The following is a 25827-nucleotide window of genomic DNA, read 5'->3' as shown; positions in this document are numbered from 1 at the left end:
CCACGCCAGTCCACAATCTGGCGTGGGAGCGGGCTTGCCCCGCGATGCGTTCAGGCGGGCTTCTCGGCCGCTTGCCACAGCACTTCATTCACTCCCTGGCGCCGCCCAATGATCCGGGCCGCGACGAACAGCAGATCCGACACCCGGTTGATATAGGCCAGCCCCACCCCCTCCAGCGGTTCCAGCGCATTCAGCTGCTGGCAACGCCGTTCCGCCGCCCGCGCCGCGCTGCGGCAGACATGGGCCTGGGCCACCAGCATCGAGCCCCCGGGCAGGATGAAGTTCTTCAGCGGCCCCAACTCTTCGTTCCAGCGGTCGATGGCCGCCTCCAGGCGCTCCACCTCGGCAGAGTTCAACGCCTGGTAGCTGGGCATCGCCAGCTCCCCGCCAAGGTCGAACAAACGGTGCTGACAAGGCGCCAGTACCTCGATCAACTCGCCAAGCCCGGCCTCGGCCAGCCCGGCCAGCAGCACGCTCAACTGGCTGTTGAGGCTGTCCACCTCACCGATCGCCTCGATCCGCGGATGGTCCTTGGGCACTCGGCGCCCGTCGCCCAGGCCGGTTTCGCCTTTGTCGCCGGTGCGGGTGTAGATCTTCGACAGGCGATAGCCCATGTCATGTCTCCGTCTGGGTAGTGCTCGGCTGGGCCGGGCTCAGGGGCAGGCGCAGGGTGAAGCAGGTGCCCTGGCCGGGGGTGGACTGCACCTCCATCTGCCCCTTGTGGTTGTTGGTGATGATGAAGTACGACACCGACAGGCCCAGGCCGGTGCCCTGGCCAATCTCCTTGGTGGTGAAGAACGGCTCGAAGGTGCGCTTGCGCACCGTCTCGGGCATGCCGACGCCATTGTCCTCGACCTGAATCTCCGCCCACGGTGGGTTGAGCCGCGTGCGCAGGATGATGCGCCCCGGTTCGCTGGGCTGCGGGCGTTGGTGAATGGCCTGGGCGGCGTTCTTCAGCAGGTTGAGCAGCACTTGCTCCAGCTCGTTGGCGGTGCAGGGCACCGGGCCCAGTTGCGGGTCGAACTGGCGGACGATGGCCTGGCCCTTGAAATCGAAGCCGATGGCCAGGTCGAAGTCGTTGCCGGCGATCTCCACGGCCTGGTCGATCAGCGCCGGCAGCTCGCAAGGGGCCAGTTGGCGATTGCTGCGGCGGCTGAAGCTGAGCATGTGGGTGACGATCTTGGCCGCCCGGGCGCCGGCCTGCTGGATGCCGTCGAGCAATTGCGGCACTTCGCGGCTCTCCAGATAGCGGTTGACGGCCGGCAGGTCGATGCCCAGCTCGTCGGCCTGTTCCTGGTTGCGCGGCAGGTCTGGCGACAGGCGCCGGCGAATGTTCTGCACATTGTGCAGGATGGCGCCCAGCGGGTTGTTGATCTCGTGGGCCATGCCCGCGGCCAGGCCGCCGACCGAGAGCATCTTTTCCGACTGCACCATCATTTCTTCCAGGGACAGGCGCTGGGTGATGTCGTCGATGCGGATCACCACGCCACGTCCAGCGCCACCCATCAGCGGGTAGAAGGTCAGGGCATAGTGGCGCAGGTCCTCGCCCTTGGGCCAGGTGACCCGCTCGATCTTGGCCACCCGGTGTTTCTCCACGCTCTCCTTGAGCTGCGGCAGGAAGGGCTTGAGCGGCTCGAAGGCGAGGAACACCGGCTGGTTCAGCGCTTCGTCCAGCGGTGTGCCGGAGAGCACCGTGGCCTCGTGGTTCCACTGGGTGACGTAGAGCTGCTCGTCGAGGGCAATCAGTGCCGAGGGCATGGAGTCGATGATGCTGTTCAGGTAGTTCTGAAAGCCCGTGAGTTTTTTCTCGATCTTGCTGCGCACCTGGACTTCAAGTTCCAGCTTGCGGTTGGTGTGACGGGTTTCCTCGGCCAGGCCCTGGGCCTGGTCGTAGGCGTCCTGGAACTCGTCGCGGGTGCGCTTGAGCTGCTGCTCGCGGGCCTCGATGCGCGACAGCATGGTGTTGAACGCCTCGGCCAGACTGCCGATCTCGTCATCGTTGCCGCGTTTGGCGCGCAGGGCATAGCTCTCCTCGCGAGTAACCTGGCGGGTCAGCTCTTCGAGGCGATTGATCGGCACGGTGATCAGGCGCTTGATCTGCCGGGCGATGACCAGCCACAGCAGTATGCTGAACACCAGGATGGCCAGGCTGGCGGAGAGCGTGCCGGTGTAGAACGCGGTGGGCAGCTCGCTGCTGGCCACCAGCAGCAGGTGCGCGGGCGGGGCGGCGCTGCGCGGCAGGCGGATCAGCTGGGTGCTGCGAAACTCCATCAGGCGCCAGCCATCGATGTTGCGGTAGCGCTTGGGCAGGGTCAGCGGGTCGCCGTGCTGCAGCTGGGCCAGCATCTGCCCGTCGCCGCCATAGATTGCGGCGGCGCGCAACGGCGAGTAGCTGTCGAGCTCCTTGAGCAGCGCCGTGGCGTTCTGTGTCGAGTCGCCGGCGCGCGCGGACAGCTGCGGGTTGGAGACCAGCCGGCCGATGGTCTGCAGGGCCTGGGGCGCCATGCTCTCCTGGGTGATCCAGTAGGCGGCGCTGATGAAGGCAAGGTTGGCCACCAGCAGGATGGTCACCAGCAGCACCAGCAGGGCCGCCAGCAGTTTCTGCCCGACCGGGAGGTTTTCCAGGCGTTGACGCAAGGTCATGGGTGAAGAGGTGTCCTGTCCTGTGGATAAAGGGCGTCAGTCGCTGCGCAAACCGCGCGCCTCGAGGTTTACCGCCAGGCGCCGGCGCAACTTTTCCAGATGCGGCACGCTGGCGCCATGCCGTGCGGCGGCGCGGCAGGCGTGGCCGAGCAGGTAGTGGACCTCGGTGCGTCGGCCATGGCGAACGTCCTGGTACATGGAAGAGTAGTTGGCCGCAGTGGCGATGATCACCCGCTGCACTTCCTCATGCAGGTCGTTGGCGGCCTCGGGCTGGCCGCAGCGGCGCAGCAGATCGGCCAGTTCGTCGCACAGTTGGCCGACTTCGGCCAGGTGGCCAAGCAGGCCGCCGTTCTGGCAGTCGTGCAGTACGGTGAGCGGATTGATCGCGCAGTTGAGCGCTAGCTTGCGCCACAGGCGGGTAGGGATGTCGAGCGCCCATTGGGCCGGGATGCCGGCGTCGTGCAGGTCTGTGAACCAGGACGGGAGATTGGGATTGGCCGGGTCGCCCAGCCAGTTGAAGCCGTGGCCGGCGAAGCGCACCTGCCAGTCGGCCTCGCGGAACGCGCCCTCGGTGCTGGAGGCGAAGATGCAGCGGGCGTGGGGCACCTGGTCGGCGACTTCGTCCTGGCTGCCCAGGCCGTTCTGCAACAGCACCAGCTCGGCGCCGTTGGCCAGCCGCGGGGCCAGACGGGCCACGGCGGGCGCGGCGTCGTAGGCCTTGCAGGCGACCAGCAGGCGATGGATCGGGCCGCGGGCGTCGGCAGTCTCCGCGGGGATCGCGTAGTGGTGGGCGCCGTTCTGTTCGACCAGGGTCAGCCCACCGCCGTGCTCATAGGCGGCCAGACGCTGTTGGTCGCGCAGGATCAGGCGGACCGCCTTGCCGGCGCGGGCCAGGCGACAGGCCCAGAGGCTGCCGAGGCTGCCGGCGCCGAGAATATGCCAGGTGCTGCTCATCTGCGTTTCGCAACCCGTTATAATGAGTCCGCATTTTAACCATCAAACCCGACGCGCTCCATCTTCAGGCCGAGCGCGCTTTTTTTTATGGAGAACAACCATGCCTTCGTTCGACGTGGTATCGGAACTGGACAAGCACGAAGTGCAGAACGCCGTCGAAAACGCCATCAAGGAGCTCGACCGCCGTTACGACCTCAAAGGCAAGGGCAGCTTCGAGTTCAAGGAGAAGGAGCAGACCGTACTGCTGACTGCCGAGGCCGAGTTCCAGCTCGAGGCGATGATCGAGATCCTGCGCTTGGCGCTGGTCAAGCGCAAGATCGACGTCAAATGCCTGGAAGCCAAGGACGCCTATGCCTCCGGTAAGGAAATGAAGCAGGAAGCCAAGTTCCGCGAAGGCATCGACAAGGAGCTGGCGAAGAAGATCGTCGCTCACATCAAGGACGCCAAGCTCAAGGTCCAGGCCGCCATTCAGGGCGAGCAGGTACGTGTTACCGGCAAGAAGCGTGATGATCTGCAAGAGGCCATTGCTGCCTTGCGCGCCAAGGAATTCGACATGCCGCTGCAGTTCAACAACTTCCGCGACTGATCCGCGGCGGCCCGGAACCTTGATGGCGCAGTGATGTCCATCGGGGTCCGGGCCGCTTGCTTTGCGTTGCCCGCCTTATTGTGTACTTGCCGTTCGGTATCAGGAGATAAACATGGATTTGAACGCTGAAGTCGATCAGCTGGTCCGCCAATCGCAAACCTGGCTCCCCTTGATCATGGAGTACGGCAGCCGCCTGTTGCTGGCGCTGCTGACTCTGGCCATCGGCTGGTGGATCATCAACAAGCTCAGCGCCCGCCTGGGCAAGCTGGTCGGCCTGCGTGCCGATGCGGCGCTGCAGGGCTTCATCAGCACCCTGGCCAACATCGTGCTGAAGGTGCTGCTGATGGTCAGCGTGGCCTCGATGATCGGCATCGAGACCACTTCGTTCGTCGCCGCCATCGGTGCCGCGGGCCTGGCCATCGGCCTGGCCCTGCAGGGGAGCCTTGCGAACTTCGCCGGCGGCGTGCTGATCCTGATGTTCCGTCCGTTCCGCATCGGTGACTGGATCGAGGCGCAAGGTGTCAGTGGCACCGTGGACAGCATCCAGATCTTCCACACCGTGCTGCGCACCGGTGACAACAAGACCGTGATCATGCCCAACGGCAGCCTGTCCAACGGCATCATCACCAACACCAACCGCCAGCCGACCCGCAAGGTGGTGTTCGACGTGGGCGTGGACTACGACGCCGACCTGCAGAAGGCGCGCAACGTGCTGCTGGAGCTGGCCCAGGACCCGCGCGTGCTGCAGGATCCGGCGCCACAGGCGGTGATCTCGACCCTGGGTGACAGCTCGATCACCGTGTCGCTGCGTATCTGGGTCAAGACTGCCGACTACTGGGACGTGCTGTTCATGCTCAACGAGCATGCCCGCGACCGTCTCAAGGCCGAAGGCATCGACATTCCGTTTCCGCAGCGGGTGATCCGCGTGGTGCAGGAGGCGGCGGTCCAGTAACGCCGCGTCGCTTCCTATCGCGGGGCAAGCCCGCTCCCACATCGCCAGTAACGGTCTTGTGGGAGCGGGCTTGCCCCGCGATGCTTTTCAAGACCCTTACACATGTTCACAGCCGGGTACTGTCATTTCTGGCATATACCTTGATCCTGCCTACAAACCCGATGTCTGCCATGAAACCTTTGCTGTATATCACTCCCTTGCGCGCCTTGCTGTTCGGCCTGACCCTGGCGCTGTTCGAATTGCTGACCTATCTCGCCAGCGACGCGGTCATGCCCGCCATGCCGGTAGTCGTCGGCGATCTTCAGGCCAGTCCCGAATACATTCCCCACGCCCTGAACTTGTACCTGCTGGGCGGGGTACTGCTGCAGTGGCTGATCGGCCCGCTGGCGGATCGCTACGGCCGACGCCCGTTGCTGCTGGGCGGCTGCATCTTCTTCGGCCTGGCTTGCCTGGCGACCTTCTGGGTGCAGGACATCGGCCTGTTCAACCTGTTGCGCCTGTTGCAGGGCATTGGCCTGGGCTTCGTGGTCACGGTCAGCTACCCGGCGCTCAACGAGGCGTTCAGCGAAGCAGACGCGGTGCGCATGATGGCGCTGCTGGCCAATATTGCCCTGCTGTCGCCGCTGCTCGGCCCGCTGGTGGGCACCCTGATGCTGCAATGGCTGGACTGGCGCTGGCTGTTCGTGGCGTTTGCCGCGGGCGCGGTGCTGTGTTGGCTGCTGCTCTACCGGCTGATGCCGGAAACCCTGGGCGTGGAGCGGCGCGACGGTTCGCGCCTGCCGTTTACGCCCATCCACTTGCTGCCGTTGCTGGCAGGCTACGGCCAGTTGCTGGGCAATCGGCGCTTCGTGGCCGGCAGTGCAGCGCTGGGGTTGGTGGGGCTGCCGCTGATCGGCTGGATCGGCCTGTCGCCGGTGCTGCTGATCCATGACGAAGGCCTGAGTACCCTGGAATACGCGCTGTGGCAGCTGCCGGTATTCGGTGGGCTGATCATGGGCAATCTGATCATCAACCGCATTGCCGATCGCTATCCGCTGCCGGCATTGGTGCGCGGGGCCCTGTGGCCTTATCTGGCGGGGCTGTCGCTGATGGTCGCGGCGACCTGGTGCTGGCCGACGGTGACCAGCGTGGTGGCCGGCATGTCGCTGTACGCGCTGGGGCTTGGAGTGGCCAACGCGGTGTTGTATCGCATGACGCTGTTCTCCAGCGAGCAGAGTAAGGGCCTGGTCTCGGCGATGCTGGGAATGATCACCATCGCCTTGCTGGGGCTGGGCGGCGCGGTGTTGGCGATGCTCGGCGCGGGCGCGAGCCTGATGCACTTTGCCGTGGCGGCAGGCATTGCAGGGGCGCTGGCGCTTTGGCCGTTGTGGTTTGTCGTTGGCGGTCGGCGTGGGGAAGGGGCCGTGGTGCAGTAGAAACATCGCGGGGCAAGCCCGCTCCCACGCAGCTGGTCAACTTGTCAGCGTGGGAGCGGGCTTGCCCCGCGATAAGGCCGGTGAAGGCCTAGTTTTGTTCAGCCGCCGGACTCTCCACCGGCACCGGCTTTCCCCGACCAACCTCCTGCCGCCAGTGCAGGGCGATCAGCACCAGCGTCGGCACGCCGAGCAGCGCGGTGATCAGGAAGAAGTCGTGGTAGCCGAACTTCTCCACCATCACCCCGGAATAGCCACCGATCAGGCGCGGCAGCAACAGCATGATCGAGCTCAGCAGGGCGTACTGGGTGGCCGAGAACTTCAGGTTGGTCAGGCTCGACAGATAGGCGACGAAGGCCGACGTGGCCAGCCCCGAGCTGAAGTTGTCCAGCGAAATGGTCACCACCAGCATTTCCAGGTTCGGGCCCATGTCGGCCAGCATCAGGAACAGGATGTTGGTCGCCGCCGAGGCCGCGCCGCCGATGAACAGGATCGGCAGGATGCCGAAACGCACGATCAGCAGGCCACCGGCACCGGCGCCGACCAGGGTCATGATCAGGCCGAAGATCTTGCTGACGCTGGCGATCTGGTCCTTGGTGAAGCCCATGTCGATATAGAACACGTTGGCCATCACGCCCATCACCGTGTCGGACATGCGGTAGGTGGCGATCAGCCCGAGCAGCAGCAGGGCCTGCCAGCGGTAGCGCGCGATGAAGTCGTTGACCGGTGTGAGCACCGGCGCCAGGCCGCGTCGGCCCAGGGACGACAGGCACGCCCAGGTCAGCAGCACGTAGAGGATCAGGCGCAGGAAGGCGCGGTCCTCGAGCAGCAGGTCGAGCATGGTCGAGTCGCCGAACACCACGCTGGCCCAGTCGGTGTTGAACAGCTGGGTGAAGCTGGCGGGCACCGAGACCAGCAGGATGATCAGCACGAACACCGAGGCCAGCTGGTGCATAAGCCCGTAGCGGGCCGCCGACAGCTGGGTGCGCAGGGGCACCGGCGGTTCGCGCATCACCAGGGTGGTGAACAGCGCGGGCAGCATCAGCACGCCGAACAGCACGTAGGTGCCGGTCCAGGCCTGGTGCAGGTAGCTGAATCCGGTGGAGCCGAACCACTCGGCGAAGAACAGCGCACCGGCGGTGGCGAGCAGGGCGGCAACCCGGTATCCGGCCATGTAGCTGGCGGCCAGGGCGGCCTGGCGCTGATCGTCGGCGATCTCCAGGCGGTAGGCGTCGACGGCAATGTCCTGGGTGGCGGAGGCGAAGGCCACCAGCACCGCCAGGGCAATCAGCCACGACAGGTGCTTCTGCGGGTCGCAGAAGCCCATGCCGATCAGCCCGAGCACCACCAGCACCTGGGACAACAGCAGCCACGAACGACGACGGCCCATGCCGCCGAGCAGCGGCAGGCGCCATTGGTCGAGCAGCGGCGACCAGACCCACTTGAAGGCGTACGCCAGGCCGATCAGGCTGGCATAGCCGATGGTCTCGCGCGCCACACCCGCCTCGCGCAGCCAGACTGAAAGCGTCGAGAACACCAGCATGTACGGCAGGCCGGCGGCGAATCCGAGCAGCAAAAGCACCAAAGTTGACGGGCTGGCATAGGCAGCGAGCGCAGCGCGCCAGGTTTTACGGGGCATGGGCCAACATCTGCCTCAAGGTTTGCGAAAACAAAGCGCGCACTCTAACCGCTGTGCTCCATTGGACGCCAGCCATGGCGCGCCATATCCACACGATTATTGGCCACATTCACCCCTTCTGCGCGTAGACGGGCGCGTTGTTCGTCGCCCGACGGCGTGCCCAGGGCCAGGCTCAGCCGACCGCCGGCACCCAGCACCCGGTGCCAGGGCAGGCGGGTGTCCGCCGGCAACTGCCCGAGGGTACGCCCGACCCAGCGTGCGGCACGGCCGAGGCCGGCCAGTTCGGCCAGCTGCCCGTAGCTGACCACCTTGCCGGCGGGCACCTGGCCCAGCACCGAGTACAGTGCCATTCGTCGGGCCTCTGCGTCTTCCGGCGGGGAGGGTGGCGGCATGGACATCACGGGGTACCTGGCCTGCGGATGAAACCGGACAGGCGGTCCGGGCAAATGCGAGTGGAACTCATCGGCATGGTCTGGGTCTGTCCTTGCTCAGGTTGTCGGTATCTGGATAATGCCCGGCTTTTTCGTCGAATCGAACCCATATTGCGCTTATGTCTTCTAGAACCCTGCTTTGCCTCATCGCCGCGTCCCTCTGTACTCCCGTGCTCGCCGACACCGTGTGGATGAAGAACGGTGACCGCCTGAGCGGCAAGATCAAGGTCTTCGACGGCGGCAAGCTGCTGCTGGAGACGCCCTACGGCGGTTCGATCGCCCTGGACTGGAAACAGGTGAAGACGCTGGAGAGCGACCAGGAACTGCTGGTCAAGCAGGACGCCTACTCCGGCGAGAAGGCCAAGTCGCTCAAGGCCGCCGAACCGGGCAAGGTGACCCTGGCCAACGGCGATGCGCCGAAGACCGTCGAGTTGGCCAGCATCGAGCAGATCATGAAGCCACGGCCGGTGGTCGAGGACTTCCTGTGGAAGGGCAATGTCGATGTGGCCATGGACTACAAGCGCGCCGAGAACAATACCGACGACTACGACGTCAGCTTCAAGACCACCGCCCGCCACGGTCGTTGGCGGCACAACGCCGAGGGCGAGTACAACCGCGAGACCAAGGACGACGTCACCACCACCAACAACTGGAGCGCCGAGTACGCTCTTGACCGTTTCATCACCGAGAAGTGGTTCTGGCAGGGGCGCCTGGAGTACAAGCGCGACCATATCGAGGACCTGGCGCGCCAGCGTACCGTTGGTACCGGCCCAGGCTACCAGTTCTGGGATGACGAGCTGGGCGCGTTCTCGCTCGGTTCGCTGATCAACCGAACCGATTTCGAATACCGCGATGGCGGCAAGGACAACTTCTATTCCGCCGCGGTGAAGTGGGACTACAACCGCTACCTGATCGGCAAGAAGGTGGAGTTCTTCACCAATGGCGAGGTCGGCAAGCCGCTGGGCGGTGTGGCCGAGTACGCGCTGGATGCCGAGATGGGGCTGCGTTACAAGGTGACCGAGTGGGCTTCGCTCAACCTGAAGGCGGAGAAGGACCTGATCAAGGGCACCCGCGACAGCGATCTGGACAAGACTCGCTATACCGCCGGGTTTGGTGTTACCTGGTAAGTCGATCCGGTAACGCGCTGCGCGTGCTCTTTGTAGGAGCGGCCTTGTGTCGCGATAGGGCCGCAAAGCGGCCCCAGGATCTCAGCGACAAGGCAGACATTCCGGGGCCGCGTTGCGGCCCTATCGCGACACAAGGCCGCTCCTACAGGGGTATGTGTAGCCAAGCAAGCCTATACGTGAGCCGGCCTGCGCAGCAGACCGAGTGGCAGCGGCGGGTGATAATGCTTATCTTGTCACCCATCCAGTCTGTCGCCAGGAGACTCTCCAGTGAGTACCAACGTCCTCCGCCCCGCCCGGGAACTGCTGCTCAAGGAATATCGTGGCGTTCTCTCGACCCACTCCAAGTCCATGCCCGGCTATCCCTTCGGCTCGGTGGTGCCTTATTGCCTGGACGCCGAGGGCCATCCGCTGATCCTCATCAGCCGTATCGCCCAGCACACCCACAACCTGCAGAAAGACCCCAAATGTTCGCTGCTGGTGGGCGAGCGCGATGCCGAGGACGTCCAGGCAGTCGGGCGCCTGACGGTGATGGCCGAGGCGCGCAAGCTGAGCGACGACGCGGCCATCGAGGCTGCCGCGGCCCGCTACTACCGGTACTTCCCTGAATCGGCCAATTACCACAAGGCCCACGACTTCGATTTCTGGGTGCTCGAGCCGGTACGCCACCGCTACATCGGCGGTTTCGGTGCGATCCACTGGCTCGACCAGGTGACCCTGGCCAACCCGTTTGCGGGCGAGGCCGAAAAAAGCATGATCGAGCACATGAACGATGACCATGCCAATGCCATTGATCACTACGTAAAACTGGCGGGGTTGCCGCGCTCGGCGCACATGGTCGGCATCGACAGCGAGGGCATGCACCTGCGTATTGGCCAGGGCATTTACTGGCTGCCTTTCCCGTCTAGTTGCAATACGCCGACACAAGTCCGTGAGGCCTTGGTTTTGCTGGCGCGCGCTGACAAATGGCCGGATTCGACGCAGGTCGAGGGTTGAAAACAGGCGTCGAGGCATCCATCTGACGGTCTTACAGGAAGACTCTCTTCCGTCGAGGAACCCTTGATGCGTGCTTTTCTACTGCTGTTGTTGCTTTTCCCCGTGCTGGAGCTGTTCGTCTTCGTCAAGGTCAGCGCGGCCATCGGTTTCTTTCCGGCGCTGCTGTTGATCATCGCCGGTTCCGCCCTGGGTGTGCTGGTGATGCGTGTGGCCGGCCTGGCCACCGCCCTGCGTGCCCGGGCGAGCCTGCAGCGCGGCGAGCTGCCAGCTGAGGACATGTTCCAGGGCTTGATGCTCGCCGTCGGTGGTGGCCTGCTGCTGTTGCCAGGCTTCATCAGCGATGTGCTGGGCCTGCTCTGCCTGCTGCCGTTCACCCGCCGCCTGGTTGCCGGCAAGCTGCGTCGCCGCGCCGAGGAACAGGCCCTGCGCCAGCGTGCGTTCCAGGATGACCCATTCCAGGCCCAGCCCCGCGATGGTGGCCATCGTCCGAACGTGATCGAGGGCGAGTACGAACGCCGCGACAAGTAACCCGCGAAAAGGTCTCGCAAGGCGTGGGAGCGGGCTTGCCCCGCGATGGGGCCGGTCGCCCTGATCGCGGGGCAAGCCCGCTCCCACGATGATTCTCACACCTTATGAAAATTTTTCTGTAGCAAGCCTTGTAATCGAATATCCCGGCCTCATGTATGTGTCACCGCAAGGTTTCTGGTGGCGACACCAGACATGACATAGGTGGTTCGCCCGGTGCGGGCCACGCCCGGCAACGCCGGATCGAATCAACCCGCCGGTGTCGACACCGGCCGATGAAAACCACAATTTGGGAGAGATCGACAATGAAGCTTCGTCCTCTGCATGACCGCGTCGTCATCCGTCGCAGCGAAGAAGAATCGAAAACCGCTGGCGGTATCGTCCTGCCGGGTTCGGCCGCTGAAAAACCAAACCGCGGCGAAGTCGTTGCCGTCGGCACCGGTCGTATCCTGGACAACGGCGAAGTACGCGCGCTGGCCGTGAAAGTGGGTGACAAAGTGGTTTTCGGCCCTTACTCGGGCAGCAACACCGTGAAAGTCGATGGCGAAGACCTGCTGGTCATGGCCGAGAACGAAATCCTGGCCGTTATCGAAGCCTGATTTCCCCCGACTTCCCGTTACTCCAAAGAATTCCAAGGATTAAACGATCATGGCTGCTAAAGACGTAAAATTCGGCGATTCCGCCCGTAAGAAAATGCTGGTTGGTGTCAACGTTCTGGCTGACGCGGTAAAAGCGACCCTGGGCCCGAAAGGCCGTAACGTGGTCCTGGCCAAGAGCTTCGGCGCGCCGACCATCACCAAGGACGGCGTTTCCGTCGCCAAAGAGATCGAGCTCAAGGACGCTTTCGAGAACATGGGCGCCCAGCTGGTCAAGGAAGTCGCTTCCAAGGCCAACGACGCTGCCGGTGACGGCACCACCACCGCTACCGTCCTGGCCCAGGCCATCGTCAACGAAGGCCTGAAAGCCGTCGCTGCCGGCATGAACCCGATGGACCTCAAGCGCGGTATCGACAAGGCCACTGCTGCCGTTGTTGCCGAACTGAAAAACCTGTCCAAGCCATGCGCCGACTCCAAGGCCATCGCCCAGGTCGGCACCATCTCCGCCAACTCCGACAACTCCATCGGTGAAATCATCGCCGAAGCCATGGAAAAAGTCGGTAAAGAAGGTGTGATCACCGTTGAAGAAGGCTCGGGCCTGGAAAACGAACTGTCCGTCGTAGAAGGCATGCAGTTCGACCGTGGCTACCTGTCGCCGTACTTCGTCAACAAGCCGGACACCATGGTTGCGGAGCTTGAAGGCGCGCTGCTGCTGCTGGTCGACAAGAAGATCTCCAACATCCGTGAGCTGCTGCCAGTACTGGAAGCCGTTGCCAAGGCCGGCCGTCCGCTGCTGATCGTTGCCGAGGACGTCGAAGGCGAGGCCCTGGCCACCCTGGTGGTCAACAACATGCGCGGCATCGTCAAGGTTGCCGCGGTCAAGGCCCCGGGCTTCGGCGATCGCCGCAAGGCCATGCTGCAGGACATCGCCGTCCTGACCGGCGGTACCGTGATCTCTGAAGAGATCGGCCTGTCCCTGGAAACCGCCACCCTGGAGCACCTGGGTAACGCCAAGCGCGTGATCCTGTCCAAGGAAAACACCACCATCATCGACGGTGCTGGCCAAGAGTCCGACATCCAGGCTCGCGTCACCCAGATCCGCGCCCAGGTTGCCGACACCACTTCGGACTACGACCGTGAGAAGCTGCAAGAGCGTCTGGCCAAGCTGGCTGGCGGTGTTGCCGTGATCAAGGTCGGTGCCGGCACCGAAGTCGAGATGAAAGAGAAGAAAGCCCGCGTCGAAGACGCCCTGCACGCTACCCGTGCAGCCGTCGAAGAAGGCGTGGTGCCTGGCGGTGGCGTTGCCCTGGTTCGTGCCCTGGCTGCCATCGTTGACCTCAAAGGCGACAACGAAGACCAGAACGTCGGTATCGCCCTGCTGCGTCGCGCCGTCGAAGCGCCGCTGCGCCAGATCACTGCCAACGCCGGCGACGAGCCAAGCGTTGTCGCTGACAAGGTCAAGCAAGGTTCGGGCAACTTCGGCTACAACGCTGCTACCGGCGAATACGGCGACATGATCGAGATGGGCATCCTGGACCCAGCCAAGGTCACCCGTTCGGCCCTGCAAGCCGCAGCTTCGATCGGCGGTCTGATGATCACCACCGAAGCCATGGTTGCCGACCTGCCGGAAGACAAGCCAGCTGCTGGCATGCCTGACATGGGCGGCATGGGTGGCATGGGCGGCATGATGTAAGCCAGCCTTACCCCCTGCACCAAGGAAAGCCCCGGTTCGCGAGAGCCGGGGCTTTTCGTTTTTCTGTACCGGCCTCTTCGCGGGTGAACCCGCTCCCACAGATACGGCGCGATCCCTGTGGGAGCGGGTTTACCCGCGAATCAGGCGACGTTGCGCTCGATGGCTGGTGCTTCCATCAGGCCGCGTCTGTACAGCACCAGGTAATACGACCCCAGCCCGATCAACCAGCAGAACACCGCCGTCCACACGTTGTGCGACAGGAAATGCGCGCCCTGCATCATCCGTCCGACTGACAGCACCGACCCGGCCACGAAGGCTACCGCCAGCGCCACCCGCGCCAGGCGCGGACGGCGATCGCGCAGCATGAAGAACAGACCGAACAGACAGAACCCGGTCGCGGCGTGCCCACCCGGCCAGCACAGTCCGGGCTTGTCGGTGGCCGGGCGTGGCTCCAGCAGCTTGCTGTAGGTCTCCTTGCCGCCGAACTGGGTCAGGCTCCACGGGCATTGCACCTGGGTCACCTTCTTCAGCGGCGTGACGAAGGCGGTCGACAGCCCCAGCGCCAACACCAGGCAACCCAGCTCGCGGCGCCAGCCTACCAGTCGTTTCCAGAAGAAGCTCAAGGCGAAGCCGACCACGGCCAGCAGCCCGAAGACGATCACGCCCTGCTTGACCCGGTCATGCAGGATGGTCTCCAGCAGGTAGCTGTGGCGACCGATGAACTGACTGGCAACCGGGTCGTAGAACAGGTTGGCCACGTCCATGTCCAGCGATGTCCATTCAAGCAGGACCAAGGCCACGGCGGTGACGAAAGGAATGCCCAGGTACAGCCACGGGTTGATCGGGCGAGGGCGCACGGATGCCTGCATGGTGACTCCAGAGGATGGAAAAGACCGTGCATTGTCAGGTGCCCGCTATCCTGTGTGCGTGAATGATCGGTGAAAAAACTGTCAAGTTCGGAGATTTCGAGCCAGGGCATGGCACCATGCAGGCATTGGCCGTAAGCTGCGCCTGCCGCGCCCGGCGAAGCGCCGCACAGGAGACCTCGATGCGCATTCTTTTGGTTGAAGACAACCGCGATATTCTGGCCAACCTGGCCGACTACCTCGGCATGAAGGGCTACACCGTCGACTGTGCCCAGGATGGCCTGTCCGGTCTGCACCTGGCCGCGACCGAACACTACGACCTGATCGTGCTCGACATCATGTTGCCCGGCATCGATGGCTACACGCTGTGCAAGCGCCTGCGTGAGGATGCCCGGCGTGACACCCCGGTGATCATGCTCACCGCCCGCGACCAGCTGGACGACCGTCTGCAAGGCTTCCGCTCGGGTGCGGACGACTACCTGCTCAAGCCGTTCGCGCTGTCCGAGCTGGCGGCGCGCATCGAGGCGGTGCTGCGTCGCGCCCAGGGCGGTGGCCGGCGTACCCTGCAGGTCGCCGACCTGAGCTATGACCTCGATACCCTGGAGGTGACCCGCCAGGGGCGCCTGCTCAAGCTCAACCCGGTCGGCCTCAAGTTGCTGGCCGTGCTGATGCAGAAGAGCCCCCATGTGTTGCGTCGCGAAGTGCTCGAGGAAGCCCTGTGGGGCGACGACTGCCCGGACAGCGACAGCCTGCGCAGTCACGTCCACCAGTTGCGCCAGGTGATCGACAAACCGTTCGACAAGCCCCTGCTGCATACCGTCCATGGCGTCGGCTATCGCCTCGCCGAGGGCCGCGATGGAGTTTAAGCAGAGCCTTGCCCAGCGCATCATCATCGCCTTCGCGCTGATGAGCGCGCTGGTGGCCGGGGCCTTCGCCTTCGGCATCGTCGCCACGGTACACCTGGTCGAGGAACGCTTGATCTCGTCGGTGCTCGGTGGTGACCTGCAGCGCCTGCTGCGCATGGACAGCGTCAGTGACTGGAGCCACCGGCCACGCCCCGACCAGCTGTTCTATTTCAGCGGCGGGCGCGATGACTTCGAGTTGCCCAAGGACCTGCGTCACCTGGAGGCGGGCTTCCACGAGGTGTTTCGCGACCAGCTCTCGTACCATGCCATGGTCGAGATCGTCGACGGTCGGCGCTATGTGCTGTTGCAGGACCAGAGCGATTTCGAGGAGCGCGAGCGGGTACTGTTCGCCGTGGTGGTGGTCGGCTTCGTGCTCAGCCTGGCCCTGGCGGTGATCCTCGGCTGGGTGCTGGCACGAAGGGTAATGGCACCGGTGATCCGCCTGGCACGCCAGGTGCGTCACCGTGACCAGTTGCTGGGGCTGGCGCCGCCGTTGGCGCCGGACTACGCGGCGGACGAGGTCGGCCAGCTGGCTGTTGCCTTCGACGATACCCTGGGGCGCCTGCGCGATGCCCTGACCCGCGAGCGGCTGTTCACCAGTGACGTCAGCCATGAGCTGCGCACACCGTTGATGGTCCTGGCGACCTCGTGCGAGCTGTTGATGGAAAACCCCGGCCTCGATGGGCGGGCGCGCAGCCAGGTCGAACGTATTGCCCGGGCAACCGAGGAAATGCGCGAACTGGTGAAGACCTTCCTGATGCTGGCCCGTGCCCAGCGCGATGAAGGTGCCGTCGCTTCACGGGCAAGCTTGCGCGAGGTGGGCGACGATCTGATCGGCGTATGGCGCGACACCATCGAGCAGAAGGGGCTGGCGCTTTACTACGATGGTCGGGTCAGTGCCAGCCCGGTGCTGTACAACGCCACGTTCCTGCAGTCGGTGATGGGTAACCTGCTGCGCAATGCGGCGCACTACACCGACAGCGGTTACATTCGCCTTAGCCTGGAGGCCAATGGCTTCAGTGTCGAGGACAGTGGCGTGGGGATTCCGGAGGAGCAGCGCGAGGCGATGTTCCGGCCGTTCGTGCGTGGCGACGAGCGCCGTGGCGAGGGCTTGGGCCTGGGCTTGTCGCTGGTGCAACGCATCTGTGACGACCAGGGCTGGCGCGTTACCCTGACCGCGACGCTTCCCCATGGCTGTCGCTTCCAGGTCGACCTGAGCCAAGGCACGAAAGTGGTGCAGGACGGTGAAGGCCGGGATGGGCTATTGGATCCTGATTAACGTCCTGTAACACCTGCATTGGTCGCTGACAGATTTTTCACACGGACATGACCTGATTCCAACGCTTGCCTGCCTAAGGTGAGCGCACTGGAGTCAGGAGATGTCCAATGCGTAGCCCCATCAAACTCGAATTCTCGGACAAGTACGACCGCAACCACGCCCGGGAATACTTCCTCAAGCATCAGGATGGCCTGGCTCGACGCCTTTCCCACCAGCGTGACGAGCAACTGGCCCGCCGCGCCCTGGCGCTGGCCGGTGAGCCTGGCCTGGTGCTCGACCTGCCCTGCGGTGCCGGGCGGTTCTGGCCGCTGCTGGCCGAAAAGGCCAACCGCGTGATCATCGGTGCCGACAATTCGGCGGCGATGATCGAGACAGCCTGTGCGTCACAACCGCCAGAGGTGGTTGCACGGGTACGCCCCTTGCAGACTTCCGCGTTCGCCATCGACCTGCCGGACAACGCGGTCGACAGCATCTTTTGCATGCGCCTGTTCCACCATATCGGTGATCCGGCCCATCGGAAGACAATTCTTTCTGAGTTTCAACGAGTTAGCCGCGACAGCGTGATCCTTTCACTGTGGGTGGATGGCAATTTCAAGGCCTGGCGCCGCCGCAAGCTCGAAGCCAGGCGCAGTGCCCGGGCCGCGCAGGACAGCTACCAGAACCGCTTCGTGTTACCGGCGGCTACAGTTGAAGAAGAATTTGTGTCAGCGGGATTCAGAATCCAGGAACGACTCGACTTTCTGCCGTTCTATGCCATGTGGCGAGTGTACGTATTGCGCAAGGGGTAATGAGTGATGGCGGTAGCCCAGAATCAGTCCAGGCAGTTCGACTACTACTGGCAGCAGCAGGGGGAGTGGGTCGAGGAGCCCAACCAGCGGCGTGGTGGCGAGAGTGGCGTGCAGCGCCTGAGCGACGGTGATGGGCATCTGCTGTATGCCAAACGCCAGGTCGGGCACATCTACCGCAGCCTGCTGCATCCGTTCGGGCGCCCCACGGTGCTGCGCGAACTCGATGCGCTGAATAGTTTCGAGCAACTGGGTGTGCGGGTGCCGCGGATTGTCTATGCCGGGGCCGAGCGGGACGCGGATCATCAGTGGCGGGCCTTGCTGGTCAGCGAGGCGCTCGATGGTTTCATCGACCTCGATGCCTGGCATGCCGCCGGGGCCCGGGAGCATTACCCGCAGGCGGTGCACGAGCGCATGCTCAAGGACCTCGCGGACAACCTGGCGCGCATGCACCTGGGGCATTGGCAGCATGGCTGCCTGTACGGCAAGCATGTGTTCGTCAAGGTGCTGGGCGAGGGTGAGCAGGCGCGGGTGGAAGTGGCGTTGCTGGACCTGGAGAAGTGCCGGCGACGGATCAGTTGCCAGCGGGCGGCCTATAACGACCTGCGGCAGTTGCGCCGCCACTCGTCGTTCAACGAGGCGGAGTGGCAGACCTTGCTCTATTTTTACCAAATGGCGTTTGGCAGCGCGGTCAAAGGTTTAGAGCAATGAAACTAGAAATCGCTCGAGCTTTGTTCCTGGTCGCGGCGTTGGCGGTGACCACGGCGGCGGCGGCGGCCTGGGAACAGCCGCGGCCTACGGTGTTCAGCAAGGCTGAGGTCGGTGGGGTGTGTCCGTTGCCACGGGTGGCCAAGGTGGAGCAGGGGCGGGCTGAGCCGGATCATGATCTTCTGTTGTTCTTGTTTGGGATGAGGCAGGGGTTGCGGCCGTTTGGTTGACGTGGGTTTTGTGTTTTGCGCCGGGGGGTTGTTTATGGATCTCTGGCGTTTGTTTATTAGTTGGTTGGTTGGTTGGTTGGTGTTTGTCTTTGAAGCTTTATGCGCATTCATTTGCGATGTCGACGCTTATTCACCTTTCCGCCCTTACGGCGGGTAACTTTTTGAAGGATCAAAAAGTCACCAAAAAATCCTCGCTCCATTCATCCGGCCCTACGCTTCGCTCCGGGTTCCCTCACTCCGGTCTTGCTCCCGGGAGGACCGCGCTGCAGGGCCCATCCTGGGCCCCAGCGCTTGACGGGCATCCATGCCCGTCACCTCCCTCCGCAAGTCCTGCGTTCGGCCTCATGAAGTCGCGAAGTTACGAGCGGCGCCTGGACTGGCGCAGCTGTCGCTAGTTGAAAGCTTAATTAATCTCTCGATCGCATCGCGGGGCAAGCCCGCTCCTACACGACAGTCGCCGTTATATAAATCCCTGTAGGAGCGGGCTTGCCCCGCGAAAGGGCCGGAACAGCCAATGCATAACTAATGCTCAAACAAATAACTTCGCGTTTCTTGCTCTTGCTCTTGCTCTTGCTCTTGCTCTTGCTCTTGCTCTTGCTCTTGCTTCTAAGCGCGCGATAGCTCAGGCAACACCAATTGCGACTTCAGGAGGCCGAGCGGAGTTCTTGCGGAGGGAGGTGACGGGCATGGATGCCCGTCAAGCGCTGCGCCCCAGGATGGGGCGTTCAGCGCGGTCCTCCTGGGAGCAAGAACGGAGCGAGGGGACCCCGGAGCGCAGCGTAGGGGCCGGATGAACGGAGCGGAACGGTTTTGCCTACTTTTCCCTAGAGAAAAGTAGGTCGCCGTAAAGGCGAAAAGGTGACTAAATGTCGATATCGTCTACGAATGCGCATACAAAACCAAAACAATCACCCACGAACACCACCCCCTCCCTTATGCGCCAAAACACTATAAATACAAGGCAAAACAAACAACGTAAACAACGTCCCAACCGACATCCCGGTAGCAATCACCATCCCGATATCAAACCGACTCACCGCCCCGGCCCCAGAGGCCAAAATCAGGGGCACCATGCCAAACACCATGGCCGCCGTGGTCATCAGCACCGGCCGCAGGCGAATCGCGGCAGCCTCCTCGATCGCCTCACGTACTCCAAGCCCCCGCTCATCCCGTAGCTGATTGGCAAACTCGACAATGAGAATCCCATGCTTGGTGATCAGCCCGATCAGGGTCACCAAACCCACCTGGGTATAGATGTTCATGCTCGAAACCCCCAGGAACAACGGCAACAACGCCCCGCAGATCGACAACGGCACCGTCACCAGAATCACCAGCGGATCCCGAAAACTCTCGAACTGCGCCGCCAGCACCAGAAAGATGATCGCCAGCGCCAGGCCGAAGGTCACCCACAACGCGCTGCCTTCCTGGACGAACTGCCGCGCCGTCCCGGCATAGTCCAGCGAGAACCCCTCGGGCGCCTCCTCGCGGGCGATGGCGCGCACTGTCTCCAGGGCCTCGCCCATGCTCACCAGCGGCACGCCCTGGATGATCGCCGAGTTCAACTGCTGGAACTGGTTGAGCTGGCGCGGCCGGGCGCGGTCGCTGAGGGTGATCAGGGTCGCGAGCGGCAGCAATTGCCCCTGCTCGTTCTTCACGTAGTAGTTGTTCAGCCAGTCAGGGTTGGCCCGGTACGGGCGCTCGACCTGGGCGATGACCTTGTAGCTGCGGCCCTCCAGGGTGAAGCGGTTGATCTCGGCCTCGCCCAGCAAGGTCGCCAGGGTGCTGCCCAGGGTGTCCATCGACACACCCATCTGCGCCGCCTTGGCACGGTCGATGTCGATCACCACCTCGGGCTTGTCGAAGGCCAGGTCGATGTCGAGGAAGGCGAATTTGCCCGACGCCTGGGCGCGTTCCTTGACCCGCTGGGCCACCTCCAGCAGGGCCGGGTAGTCACCGGCGGTGTTGATCACCAGCTGGAACGGCAGACCCTCGCCGGTGCCGGGCAGCGACGGCAGGTTGAAGCCGAAGATCTGCAGCCCGCCGATCTGCTCAAGCTCGGCCTGCACCAGCGGCAACAGCTGCATCTGCGTGCGCTCGCGCTCGTTCCAGGGCTTGAGCAGGAAGCCACCGATCCCGCTCTGCACACCGTTGAAACCGTTGATCTGGAACGACGAGTAGTACTCGGGGAAGCGCTTGAAGATCGGCGTGAACTGGTCAGTGTAGGCGTTGAGGTAGTCCAGGTTGGCGGTCTGCGGCGAGCTGCTCATCATGAAGATCACCCCCTGGTCCTCCTCCGGCGCCAGTTCGTTGCGGGTGAACATCAGCAATACCGGGATCAGGCACAGGATCAGCACGGCGAATACCAGCACCACCGGGCGGCTGTTCAGGGTGCCGTGCAGCAGGCGCTGGTAGCGTACCTTGAGCGCGTCGAAGATCAGGTCCAGGCGGTGCGCCAGGCCACTGGGGTTCTGCTCGTGACGCAGCAGCAGGGCGCACATCATCGGCGACAGGGTGAGGGCGACGATGCCGGAAATGACCACCGCCCCGGCCAGGGTCAGGGCGAACTCCTTGAACAAGGCACCGGTCAGCCCGGTGAGAAAGCCGATGGGTGCGTACACCGCGGCCAGGGTGATGGTCATAGACACCACCGGCAGGGCGATTTCGCGGGCACCTTCCAGGGCCGCGTCGAAGGGCGTCTTGCCCTCCTCGATATGACGGTGAATGTTTTCCACCACCACGATCGCGTCGTCCACCACCAGGCCGATGGCCAGCACCATGGCCAGCAGCGTCAGCAGGTTCAGGGAGTAGCCCATCATCTGCATGAAGAACAGCACGCCGATCATCGACAGCGGGATGGTCACCACCGGGATCACCACCGAGCGCAGGGCGCCGAGGAACAGGAACACCACGACGATGACGATCAGCACCGCTTCGCCGAGGGTCTTGATCACCTCGTCGATGGAGGCCTGGATGAACAGGGTGGCGTCATAGGCGATGGATACCTTGAGGCTCGAAGGCAGCTCCTCTTCCAGTTGCGGCATGATCCGCCGCACCTCCTTGATCACCTCCAGCGGGTTGGCCGCCGGCGTGGCCTTGATGCCGATGTACACCGATGGCGTGCCGTCGAACGAACTGACCGTGTCGTAGTTTTCCGCGCCCATTTCCACCCGTGCCACGTCGCCCAGCAGCACCCGGCTGTCGCCGCTGGTCTTGACCGGCAGGGCGGCGAAGGCCTCGGCGGATTTCAGCTCGGTGGTGGCGTTGATGCTGGTGACCACGTACTCGCCCTTCACCTCGCCGGCGGCGGAGAGGAAGTTGTAGCGGCGTACGGCGTTGGTCACGTCCACCGCCGACAGGCCGAAGCCGGCCAGCTTCACCGGGTCGATCCAGATGCGCATGGCGAACACCTGGTTGCCGAGGATCTCGGCCTCGGCCATGCCTGGCAAGGTGGCCAGCTTGGGCTGGATGACCCTGGACAGGTAGTCGGTGATCTGCGGGTTGCTCATCTCGTTGCTGTAGAAGCTGATGTACATCAGCGCCGAGGCATCGGCGGCTTCCTTGCTCAGTACCGGGTCCTCGGAGTCCTGGGGCAGCTTGTTGCGCACCTCGTTGGCCTTGGCCAGCAACTGGGTGAACAGGCGGTCGGTGTCGGCGCCGATCCGCGCATAGACCGAAATGATCGAGAAGTTCTGTCGGCTCACCGAGGTCATGTAGTCGATGCCGTCGGCGCTGGCCAGGCTCTGCTGCAAGGGCTGGGTGATGTAACCCTGGATGGTCTCGGCATTGGCCCCGGGGTAGGCGGTGGTCACGGTGATCAGGGCGTTTTCCATCTGCGGGTACTGGCGGATCTGCAGCTTGCTCCAGGCCTGCAGGCCGAGCAGCAGGATCAGCAGGCTGACCACGCAAGCCAACACCGGGCGGCGGATGAACGGGTCGGTGAACGCCATGGCCGCCTCCCGTTCACTTCGCGCCGGGCGCGGCGGGCTTGAGGGCGCTGTCGGCGCTGATGCGGATCGCCGCGCCGGGCGTCAGCTTGAGCTGGCCGGCGGTGACCACCTGATCGCCGGCCTGCAGCCCCTTGAGCACCACGACCCAGCCCTCGCGACGCTCGCCGGTCTGTACGGTGAGCTGCTCGGCGATCAATTGCGGCTGGCCGTTGGCGTCGCGCTGGGGCTGGCCGTCCTCGCCCTTTTTCTCGCTGACCCGGTACACCGAGTTGCCGTAGAGGGTGTAGGTGATGGCGTTCTCCGGCACCACCACCAGCGGCTGCGGGTCGGGCAACAGTACTTGCAGGCTGGCGAACATGCCCGGCAGCAGCTTGCCCTCGGGGTTGGCCAGGGTGGCGCGGACCAGCAGGTTGCGGGTGCTTTCCTCGACCTTGGGGTTGATCGCGCTGAGGCTGGCGGGGAAGGTCTGCTCGGGGTAGGCGGCCACCTGTGCCAGCACCCGCTGGCCGAGGCTCAGGTGCGGCAGCGCCTGCTCGGGCACATTGAAGTCGACATAGAGGCTGGACAGGTCCTGCAGGGTGGCGATCACCGTGCCGCTGGCCAGGTAGGCGCCGACATCCACCTGGCGGATGCCGATGGTGCCGCTGAACGGGGCGCTGATGCTCTTTTTCGCCAGCGAGGCCTTGAGTTGTTCGACCACCGCCTGGTTGCGCCGGTACTGGGTGGTCAGGCGGTCGAACTCGCCGCGGGAGATGGCCGAATCACCGACCAGCTGGCTGCCTCGGCCAAAGTCGACCTTGGCCAGCCCCAGGTCGGCCTGGGCGGTGCCGAGCAGGGCGGTTTCCTGGTCGCTGTCCAGTTGCAGCAACAACTGGCCGGCCTTCACCTGTTGCCCGGACTCGAAGTGCAGCGACTTCACCGTGCCGGCGACTTCCAGGCTCAGCTCCACGCCCTGATAGGCCTTGAGGCTGCCGACCGCCGGCAGGCGCTCCTGCCACTGGCGCAGCTCGGCCTGGGCCGCGGCCACGCTCACCGGCGGCCGGGGCTGCGAGAACATCTGCACCTGCTGGTAGATGGAAAAGGCCTTGATGCCCCCCAGGATCAACACGATCAGCAGGACGACGGCCAACATGATCAGCATGCGGCGGCGCAACATGGTCCGGTTCCCTGGATGTGGGTTATCTATTTGTCGGGCACGACCACGGGCGATCCGGCCCACGTGCAGTGGGGGAAAGTATTGTCGGTTTTCTGGAAAAGGGGAGGGATAAACTTGCGCCGGCCAAATCGCGGGGCAAGCCCGCTCCCACACTAACTCAGGTCGAGGCTGCGTGGGAGCGGCGGTGCGCCGATGCGACTTGCCCCGCGATAGTCTCTACAGCCAATCAGACCAGGTGCAGGTGGTTATCCCAGAAGCCTGAAGGCAGGTTCATCGGCTGGCCGATCAGCTCTGCCTTGCGGCAATCGTAGAACCGGCAACGCCCCTGCCCGGAAGTGACGACGAAGCCATCCTTCACCGCCCCGACCCCGGCGCAATCTGGCATCGGCGCGTCGAGCTTCACCGCGCCGCTGTCCAGGTCCCAGATGAACAGGCGATTGGCCCGTGGCGCGGTCAGTGCCACCAGGCGCAGGTCGCTGTGAATCGCGACGCTGGCAGTGTACTGGGCCATCGACTGCAGCTGACGCTCCGGCACCGGGAAGGCCTTGAACGGCTCGCCCGGACGCTTGATCGCCAGCAGCTCGGCGGTCTCCTCGGCGCCACCCATGAACTGCTGGCAGGCGGCGATGGTGCCATCGTCGCCCACCGCCAGGTGGCGCACGCTGTTCATCTGCTGGGCCAGGGTCTCCTTGCTCAGCAGGGTGCCGTCGCGCTGCATCAGCACCAGGCTCGGCTGCATGGCGTCGAGGTTCATCTCTACCCGGCTTTCGGCCTCGGTGCGGATACCGCCGTTGGCCACCACCAGGGTCTCGCCATCGGGCAGCCAGGCCACTTCGTGGGGGCCGATGCCGTGGGTGGAAAGCTCGCCGCTGTGCACCAGGCGTTCGCCTTCGAAACGGTAGACGCCCAGTACGCCGCGACCGGGGTCGCTGGTGTCGTTCTCGGTGGTGTACAGCCACTCACCGTCCTTGTGGATCACCGCATGGCCGTAGAAGTGTCGCTGCGGTTGCGAGGCGAGGGTCTGCAGCAGCCGGCCGTCGCGCAGGTCGACCAGGTAGCTCTCGGTACCGGGCCGGCGCGCGACGAACAAGGCGATCGGCAGCGTCGGGTGGTTGATGATCGCATGGCAACGCTGGGCCACCTGGGTGCTGAACACCTGGGTGCCGTCCAGGCGAAAGCCCACGGCGTAGTGCTTGCCGTCGCCGTCGTCGCGCGCCGACAGCAGCAAGGGTTCGCTGCCTTTGCCACGGAACAGGCTCCAGCCGCCCAGGGTCAGGGCGCTGAGCAACACGCTACCGAGTTTCAGGGCCTGGCGTCGCAGCATGATCAGTCACCGTCGTTGGCATTGAAGCCCAGCTGGATGTTCAACGCCTTGGCCAGCTCGCCCTCGTGCAGGCGGTGGACGACGTTGAGCGCGTCGTAGATCTGGTTGAGGGTCTGCTTGCCGGCGTCGTCGGCAAGCAGCTCGCCCAGGGTCTTCTGGTTGTCGGCCAGCAGTTTGATCGCCGCAGCGTAGGCGTTGTCGATCTTTTGCGCCAGTGCCGTCTGGTCCTTGCCCAGCAGGCCGCGCAGGCCCTGGTTGTCGACCCCGACCCAGACCGTCTGGGCGGCTTTGAGCGAGGCTTCCAGGCTCTTGATCGAAGAGTGGCTGCGCCAGGCTTCGGCCTGCAGCGGCTGCGCGATGCCCTTGCTCTGCCGGCCCATCGGTGCGCCGAGCTTCTTCTTCAGGGTATCCAGGGCGGTGACCTGGGCACGCAGCAGGTCGGCGATCGCCTCGTGGGAATCGGCGTAGCGCTGGTTGGGGAACTTGGTCATCTGCGACAGCATGCCGTCGGTGCTGTTCCAGCCCTTGAGGATTTCCTCGGCGAGGGCCTTCTGGTGTTCGCCGATGGCCACCAGCAGTGGGCAGTAGCGAGCTTTCTGCTCGGCGCTGGCGATGTCCGGCTTGCTGTCGAACAGGATGTATTCGTAGGCCGACAGGCCACGCACCACGACGCTGGCCTTGCCCAGCGACTCGGTGGTGACAGGCTGCTCGCCGCTGACCAGTTGCTCGACCTGGCGACCGACCAGGTTCTTCTTGTCCGGCCAGAACTGCACCTGCCAGGGGCGGTTGCCCTCGGCCAGCGGGCCGACCAGCAATGGCTGCAGCTCTGCCCAGGCCTTCTGCGCGTTGAGGAAGTCGGCGCGGGCGGTCTCCAGGGACTGTTTGCCTTCGCAGTAGGCCAGGGCGCTGGCGGCCAGCTGCCGGTCGGCCTCGACCCAGCGGCTGTAGGTCGGCAGGATCACCTGTTTGGCGATGGCCGCGGAGGTCACCGCCTGCGGGTCTTGCGGCGAACAGGCGCCGAGGGCGAGTGCGGCGAGGCTGGTGAACAACAGTTTGGGTCGGAACATGCCCGGCTC

23 protein-coding genes are annotated in these 25827 nt (G+C 64.2%); 13 read left to right on the top strand and 10 right to left on the bottom strand.

Features of this window, described 5'->3' with window-relative positions:
- Positions 1-50: 50 nt before the first annotated feature.
- The 3 genes from ACZ899_RS14250 to ACZ899_RS14240 are packed head-to-tail and all read right to left on the bottom strand — an operon-like array spanning position 51 to position 3597.
- A complete protein-coding gene (locus tag ACZ899_RS14250) occupies positions 51-614 on the bottom strand; it encodes a cob(I)yrinic acid a,c-diamide adenosyltransferase (RefSeq protein WP_485627609.1) in 564 nt (187 codons plus the stop codon).
- 1 nt (position 615) lies between these two features.
- Positions 616-2643 (bottom strand): sensor histidine kinase, encoded by a 2028-nt coding sequence (locus ACZ899_RS14245; protein WP_234563062.1) that lies wholly within the window; start codon positions 2641-2643, stop codon positions 616-618.
- A gap of 36 nt (positions 2644-2679) precedes the next feature.
- Positions 2680-3597, bottom strand: a complete 918-nt coding sequence (locus ACZ899_RS14240; protein WP_234563061.1) for a putative 2-dehydropantoate 2-reductase — start codon at positions 3595-3597, stop codon at positions 2680-2682.
- Between the two features lie 100 nt (positions 3598-3697).
- Here ACZ899_RS14240 and ACZ899_RS14235 point away from each other — a divergent pair, with 100 nt between their 5' ends.
- From ACZ899_RS14235 to ACZ899_RS14225, 3 genes are all read left to right on the top strand, one after another.
- The gene (locus ACZ899_RS14235) at positions 3698-4183 is read left to right on the top strand and encodes a YajQ family cyclic di-GMP-binding protein (protein ID WP_203647896.1); all 486 of its coding nucleotides are present in this window, start codon (positions 3698-3700) and stop codon (positions 4181-4183) included.
- A gap of 112 nt (positions 4184-4295) precedes the next feature.
- Positions 4296-5135: a mechanosensitive ion channel family protein gene (locus tag ACZ899_RS14230; protein WP_203647895.1), complete on the top strand. Its 840-nt coding sequence runs from the start codon at positions 4296-4298 to the stop codon at positions 5133-5135.
- A 170-nt stretch (positions 5136-5305) separates the two neighbouring features.
- A complete protein-coding gene (locus ACZ899_RS14225) occupies positions 5306-6550 on the top strand; it encodes an MFS transporter (RefSeq protein ID WP_050703862.1) in 1245 nt (414 codons plus the stop codon).
- A gap of 88 nt (positions 6551-6638) precedes the next feature.
- Here ACZ899_RS14225 and ACZ899_RS14220 read toward each other — a convergent pair whose 3' ends face one another.
- Positions 6639-8186: an AmpG family muropeptide MFS transporter gene (locus tag ACZ899_RS14220; protein WP_234563060.1), complete on the bottom strand. Its 1548-nt coding sequence runs from the start codon at positions 8184-8186 to the stop codon at positions 6639-6641.
- A gap of 44 nt (positions 8187-8230) precedes the next feature.
- Entirely contained in the window at positions 8231-8584 is a 354-nt protein-coding gene (locus ACZ899_RS14215; protein WP_110739830.1) for an MGMT family protein, read from the bottom strand.
- 152 nt (positions 8585-8736) lie between these two features.
- Between ACZ899_RS14215 and ACZ899_RS14210 the strand changes: the two genes are divergently transcribed.
- The 5 genes from ACZ899_RS14210 to groL all read left to right on the top strand — a co-directional run bounded on the left by ACZ899_RS14210 (position 8737) and on the right by groL (position 13551).
- Positions 8737-9744 (top strand): DUF481 domain-containing protein, encoded by a 1008-nt coding sequence (locus ACZ899_RS14210; RefSeq protein WP_234563059.1) that lies wholly within the window; start codon positions 8737-8739, stop codon positions 9742-9744.
- Between the two features lie 267 nt (positions 9745-10011).
- A complete protein-coding gene (locus ACZ899_RS14205) occupies positions 10012-10737 on the top strand; it encodes a HugZ family pyridoxamine 5'-phosphate oxidase (RefSeq protein ID WP_234563058.1) in 726 nt (241 codons plus the stop codon).
- 66 nt (positions 10738-10803) lie between these two features.
- Complete coding sequence (locus ACZ899_RS14200) at positions 10804-11265, top strand: FxsA family protein (protein ID WP_232854659.1); 462 nt, start codon at positions 10804-10806, stop codon at positions 11263-11265.
- A gap of 302 nt (positions 11266-11567) precedes the next feature.
- The gene (locus ACZ899_RS14195; protein WP_028689692.1) at positions 11568-11861 is read left to right on the top strand and encodes a co-chaperone GroES; all 294 of its coding nucleotides are present in this window, start codon (positions 11568-11570) and stop codon (positions 11859-11861) included.
- A gap of 49 nt (positions 11862-11910) precedes the next feature.
- Entirely contained in the window at positions 11911-13551 is a 1641-nt protein-coding gene (groL, locus tag ACZ899_RS14190) for a chaperonin GroEL (protein ID WP_234563104.1), read from the top strand.
- Between the two features lie 140 nt (positions 13552-13691).
- On the opposite strand, the gene ACZ899_RS14185 is transcribed toward groL, so the two are convergent.
- Positions 13692-14420: a phosphatase PAP2 family protein gene (locus ACZ899_RS14185; RefSeq protein ID WP_232854658.1), complete on the bottom strand. Its 729-nt coding sequence runs from the start codon at positions 14418-14420 to the stop codon at positions 13692-13694.
- Positions 14421-14599: 179 nt separating this feature from the next.
- On the opposite strand from ACZ899_RS14185, the gene colR reads away from it, so the two are divergent.
- The 5 genes from colR (at position 14600) to ACZ899_RS14160 (ending at position 18324) form a co-directional block, all read left to right on the top strand.
- Positions 14600-15283: a two-component system response regulator ColR gene (colR, locus tag ACZ899_RS14180; protein ID WP_028689695.1), complete on the top strand. Its 684-nt coding sequence runs from the start codon at positions 14600-14602 to the stop codon at positions 15281-15283.
- On the top strand, positions 15273-16601 hold the full coding sequence (locus tag ACZ899_RS14175; protein ID WP_234563105.1) for a sensor histidine kinase: 1329 nt from the start codon (positions 15273-15275) through the stop codon (positions 16599-16601). The genes colR and ACZ899_RS14175 overlap by 11 nt, the downstream gene beginning before the upstream one ends.
- Positions 16602-16708: 107 nt before the next feature.
- Positions 16709-17389, top strand: coding sequence for a class I SAM-dependent methyltransferase (locus ACZ899_RS14170; RefSeq protein WP_050703871.1), 681 nt, complete (start codon positions 16709-16711; stop codon positions 17387-17389).
- Positions 17390-17395: 6 nt separating this feature from the next.
- A complete protein-coding gene (locus tag ACZ899_RS14165) occupies positions 17396-18097 on the top strand; it encodes a lipopolysaccharide kinase InaA family protein (protein WP_234563106.1) in 702 nt (233 codons plus the stop codon).
- Positions 18094-18324, top strand: a complete 231-nt coding sequence (locus tag ACZ899_RS14160; RefSeq protein ID WP_028689699.1) for a hypothetical protein — start codon at positions 18094-18096, stop codon at positions 18322-18324. Before ACZ899_RS14165 ends, ACZ899_RS14160 begins: the two co-directional genes overlap by 4 nt.
- A gap of 908 nt (positions 18325-19232) precedes the next feature.
- Here ACZ899_RS14160 and ACZ899_RS14155 read toward each other — a convergent pair.
- From ACZ899_RS14155 to ACZ899_RS14140, 4 genes are all read right to left on the bottom strand, one after another.
- Positions 19233-22271: a multidrug efflux RND transporter permease subunit gene (locus ACZ899_RS14155; RefSeq protein ID WP_234562685.1), complete on the bottom strand. Its 3039-nt coding sequence runs from the start codon at positions 22269-22271 to the stop codon at positions 19233-19235.
- 13 nt (positions 22272-22284) lie between these two features.
- Positions 22285-23427: an efflux RND transporter periplasmic adaptor subunit gene (locus ACZ899_RS14150; protein ID WP_234562684.1), complete on the bottom strand. Its 1143-nt coding sequence runs from the start codon at positions 23425-23427 to the stop codon at positions 22285-22287.
- 226 nt (positions 23428-23653) lie between these two features.
- The gene (locus tag ACZ899_RS14145) at positions 23654-24751 is read right to left on the bottom strand and encodes a DUF1513 domain-containing protein (protein WP_234562683.1); all 1098 of its coding nucleotides are present in this window, start codon (positions 24749-24751) and stop codon (positions 23654-23656) included.
- A 2-nt stretch (positions 24752-24753) separates the two neighbouring features.
- On the bottom strand, positions 24754-25818 hold the full coding sequence (locus ACZ899_RS14140; RefSeq protein WP_234562682.1) for an imelysin family protein: 1065 nt from the start codon (positions 25816-25818) through the stop codon (positions 24754-24756).
- Positions 25819-25827: the final 9 nt, after the last annotated feature.

The organism is Pseudomonas sp. TE31087 (genome assembly GCF_057284075.1).
This window is presented reverse-complemented; position numbering and strand designations above follow the sequence as displayed.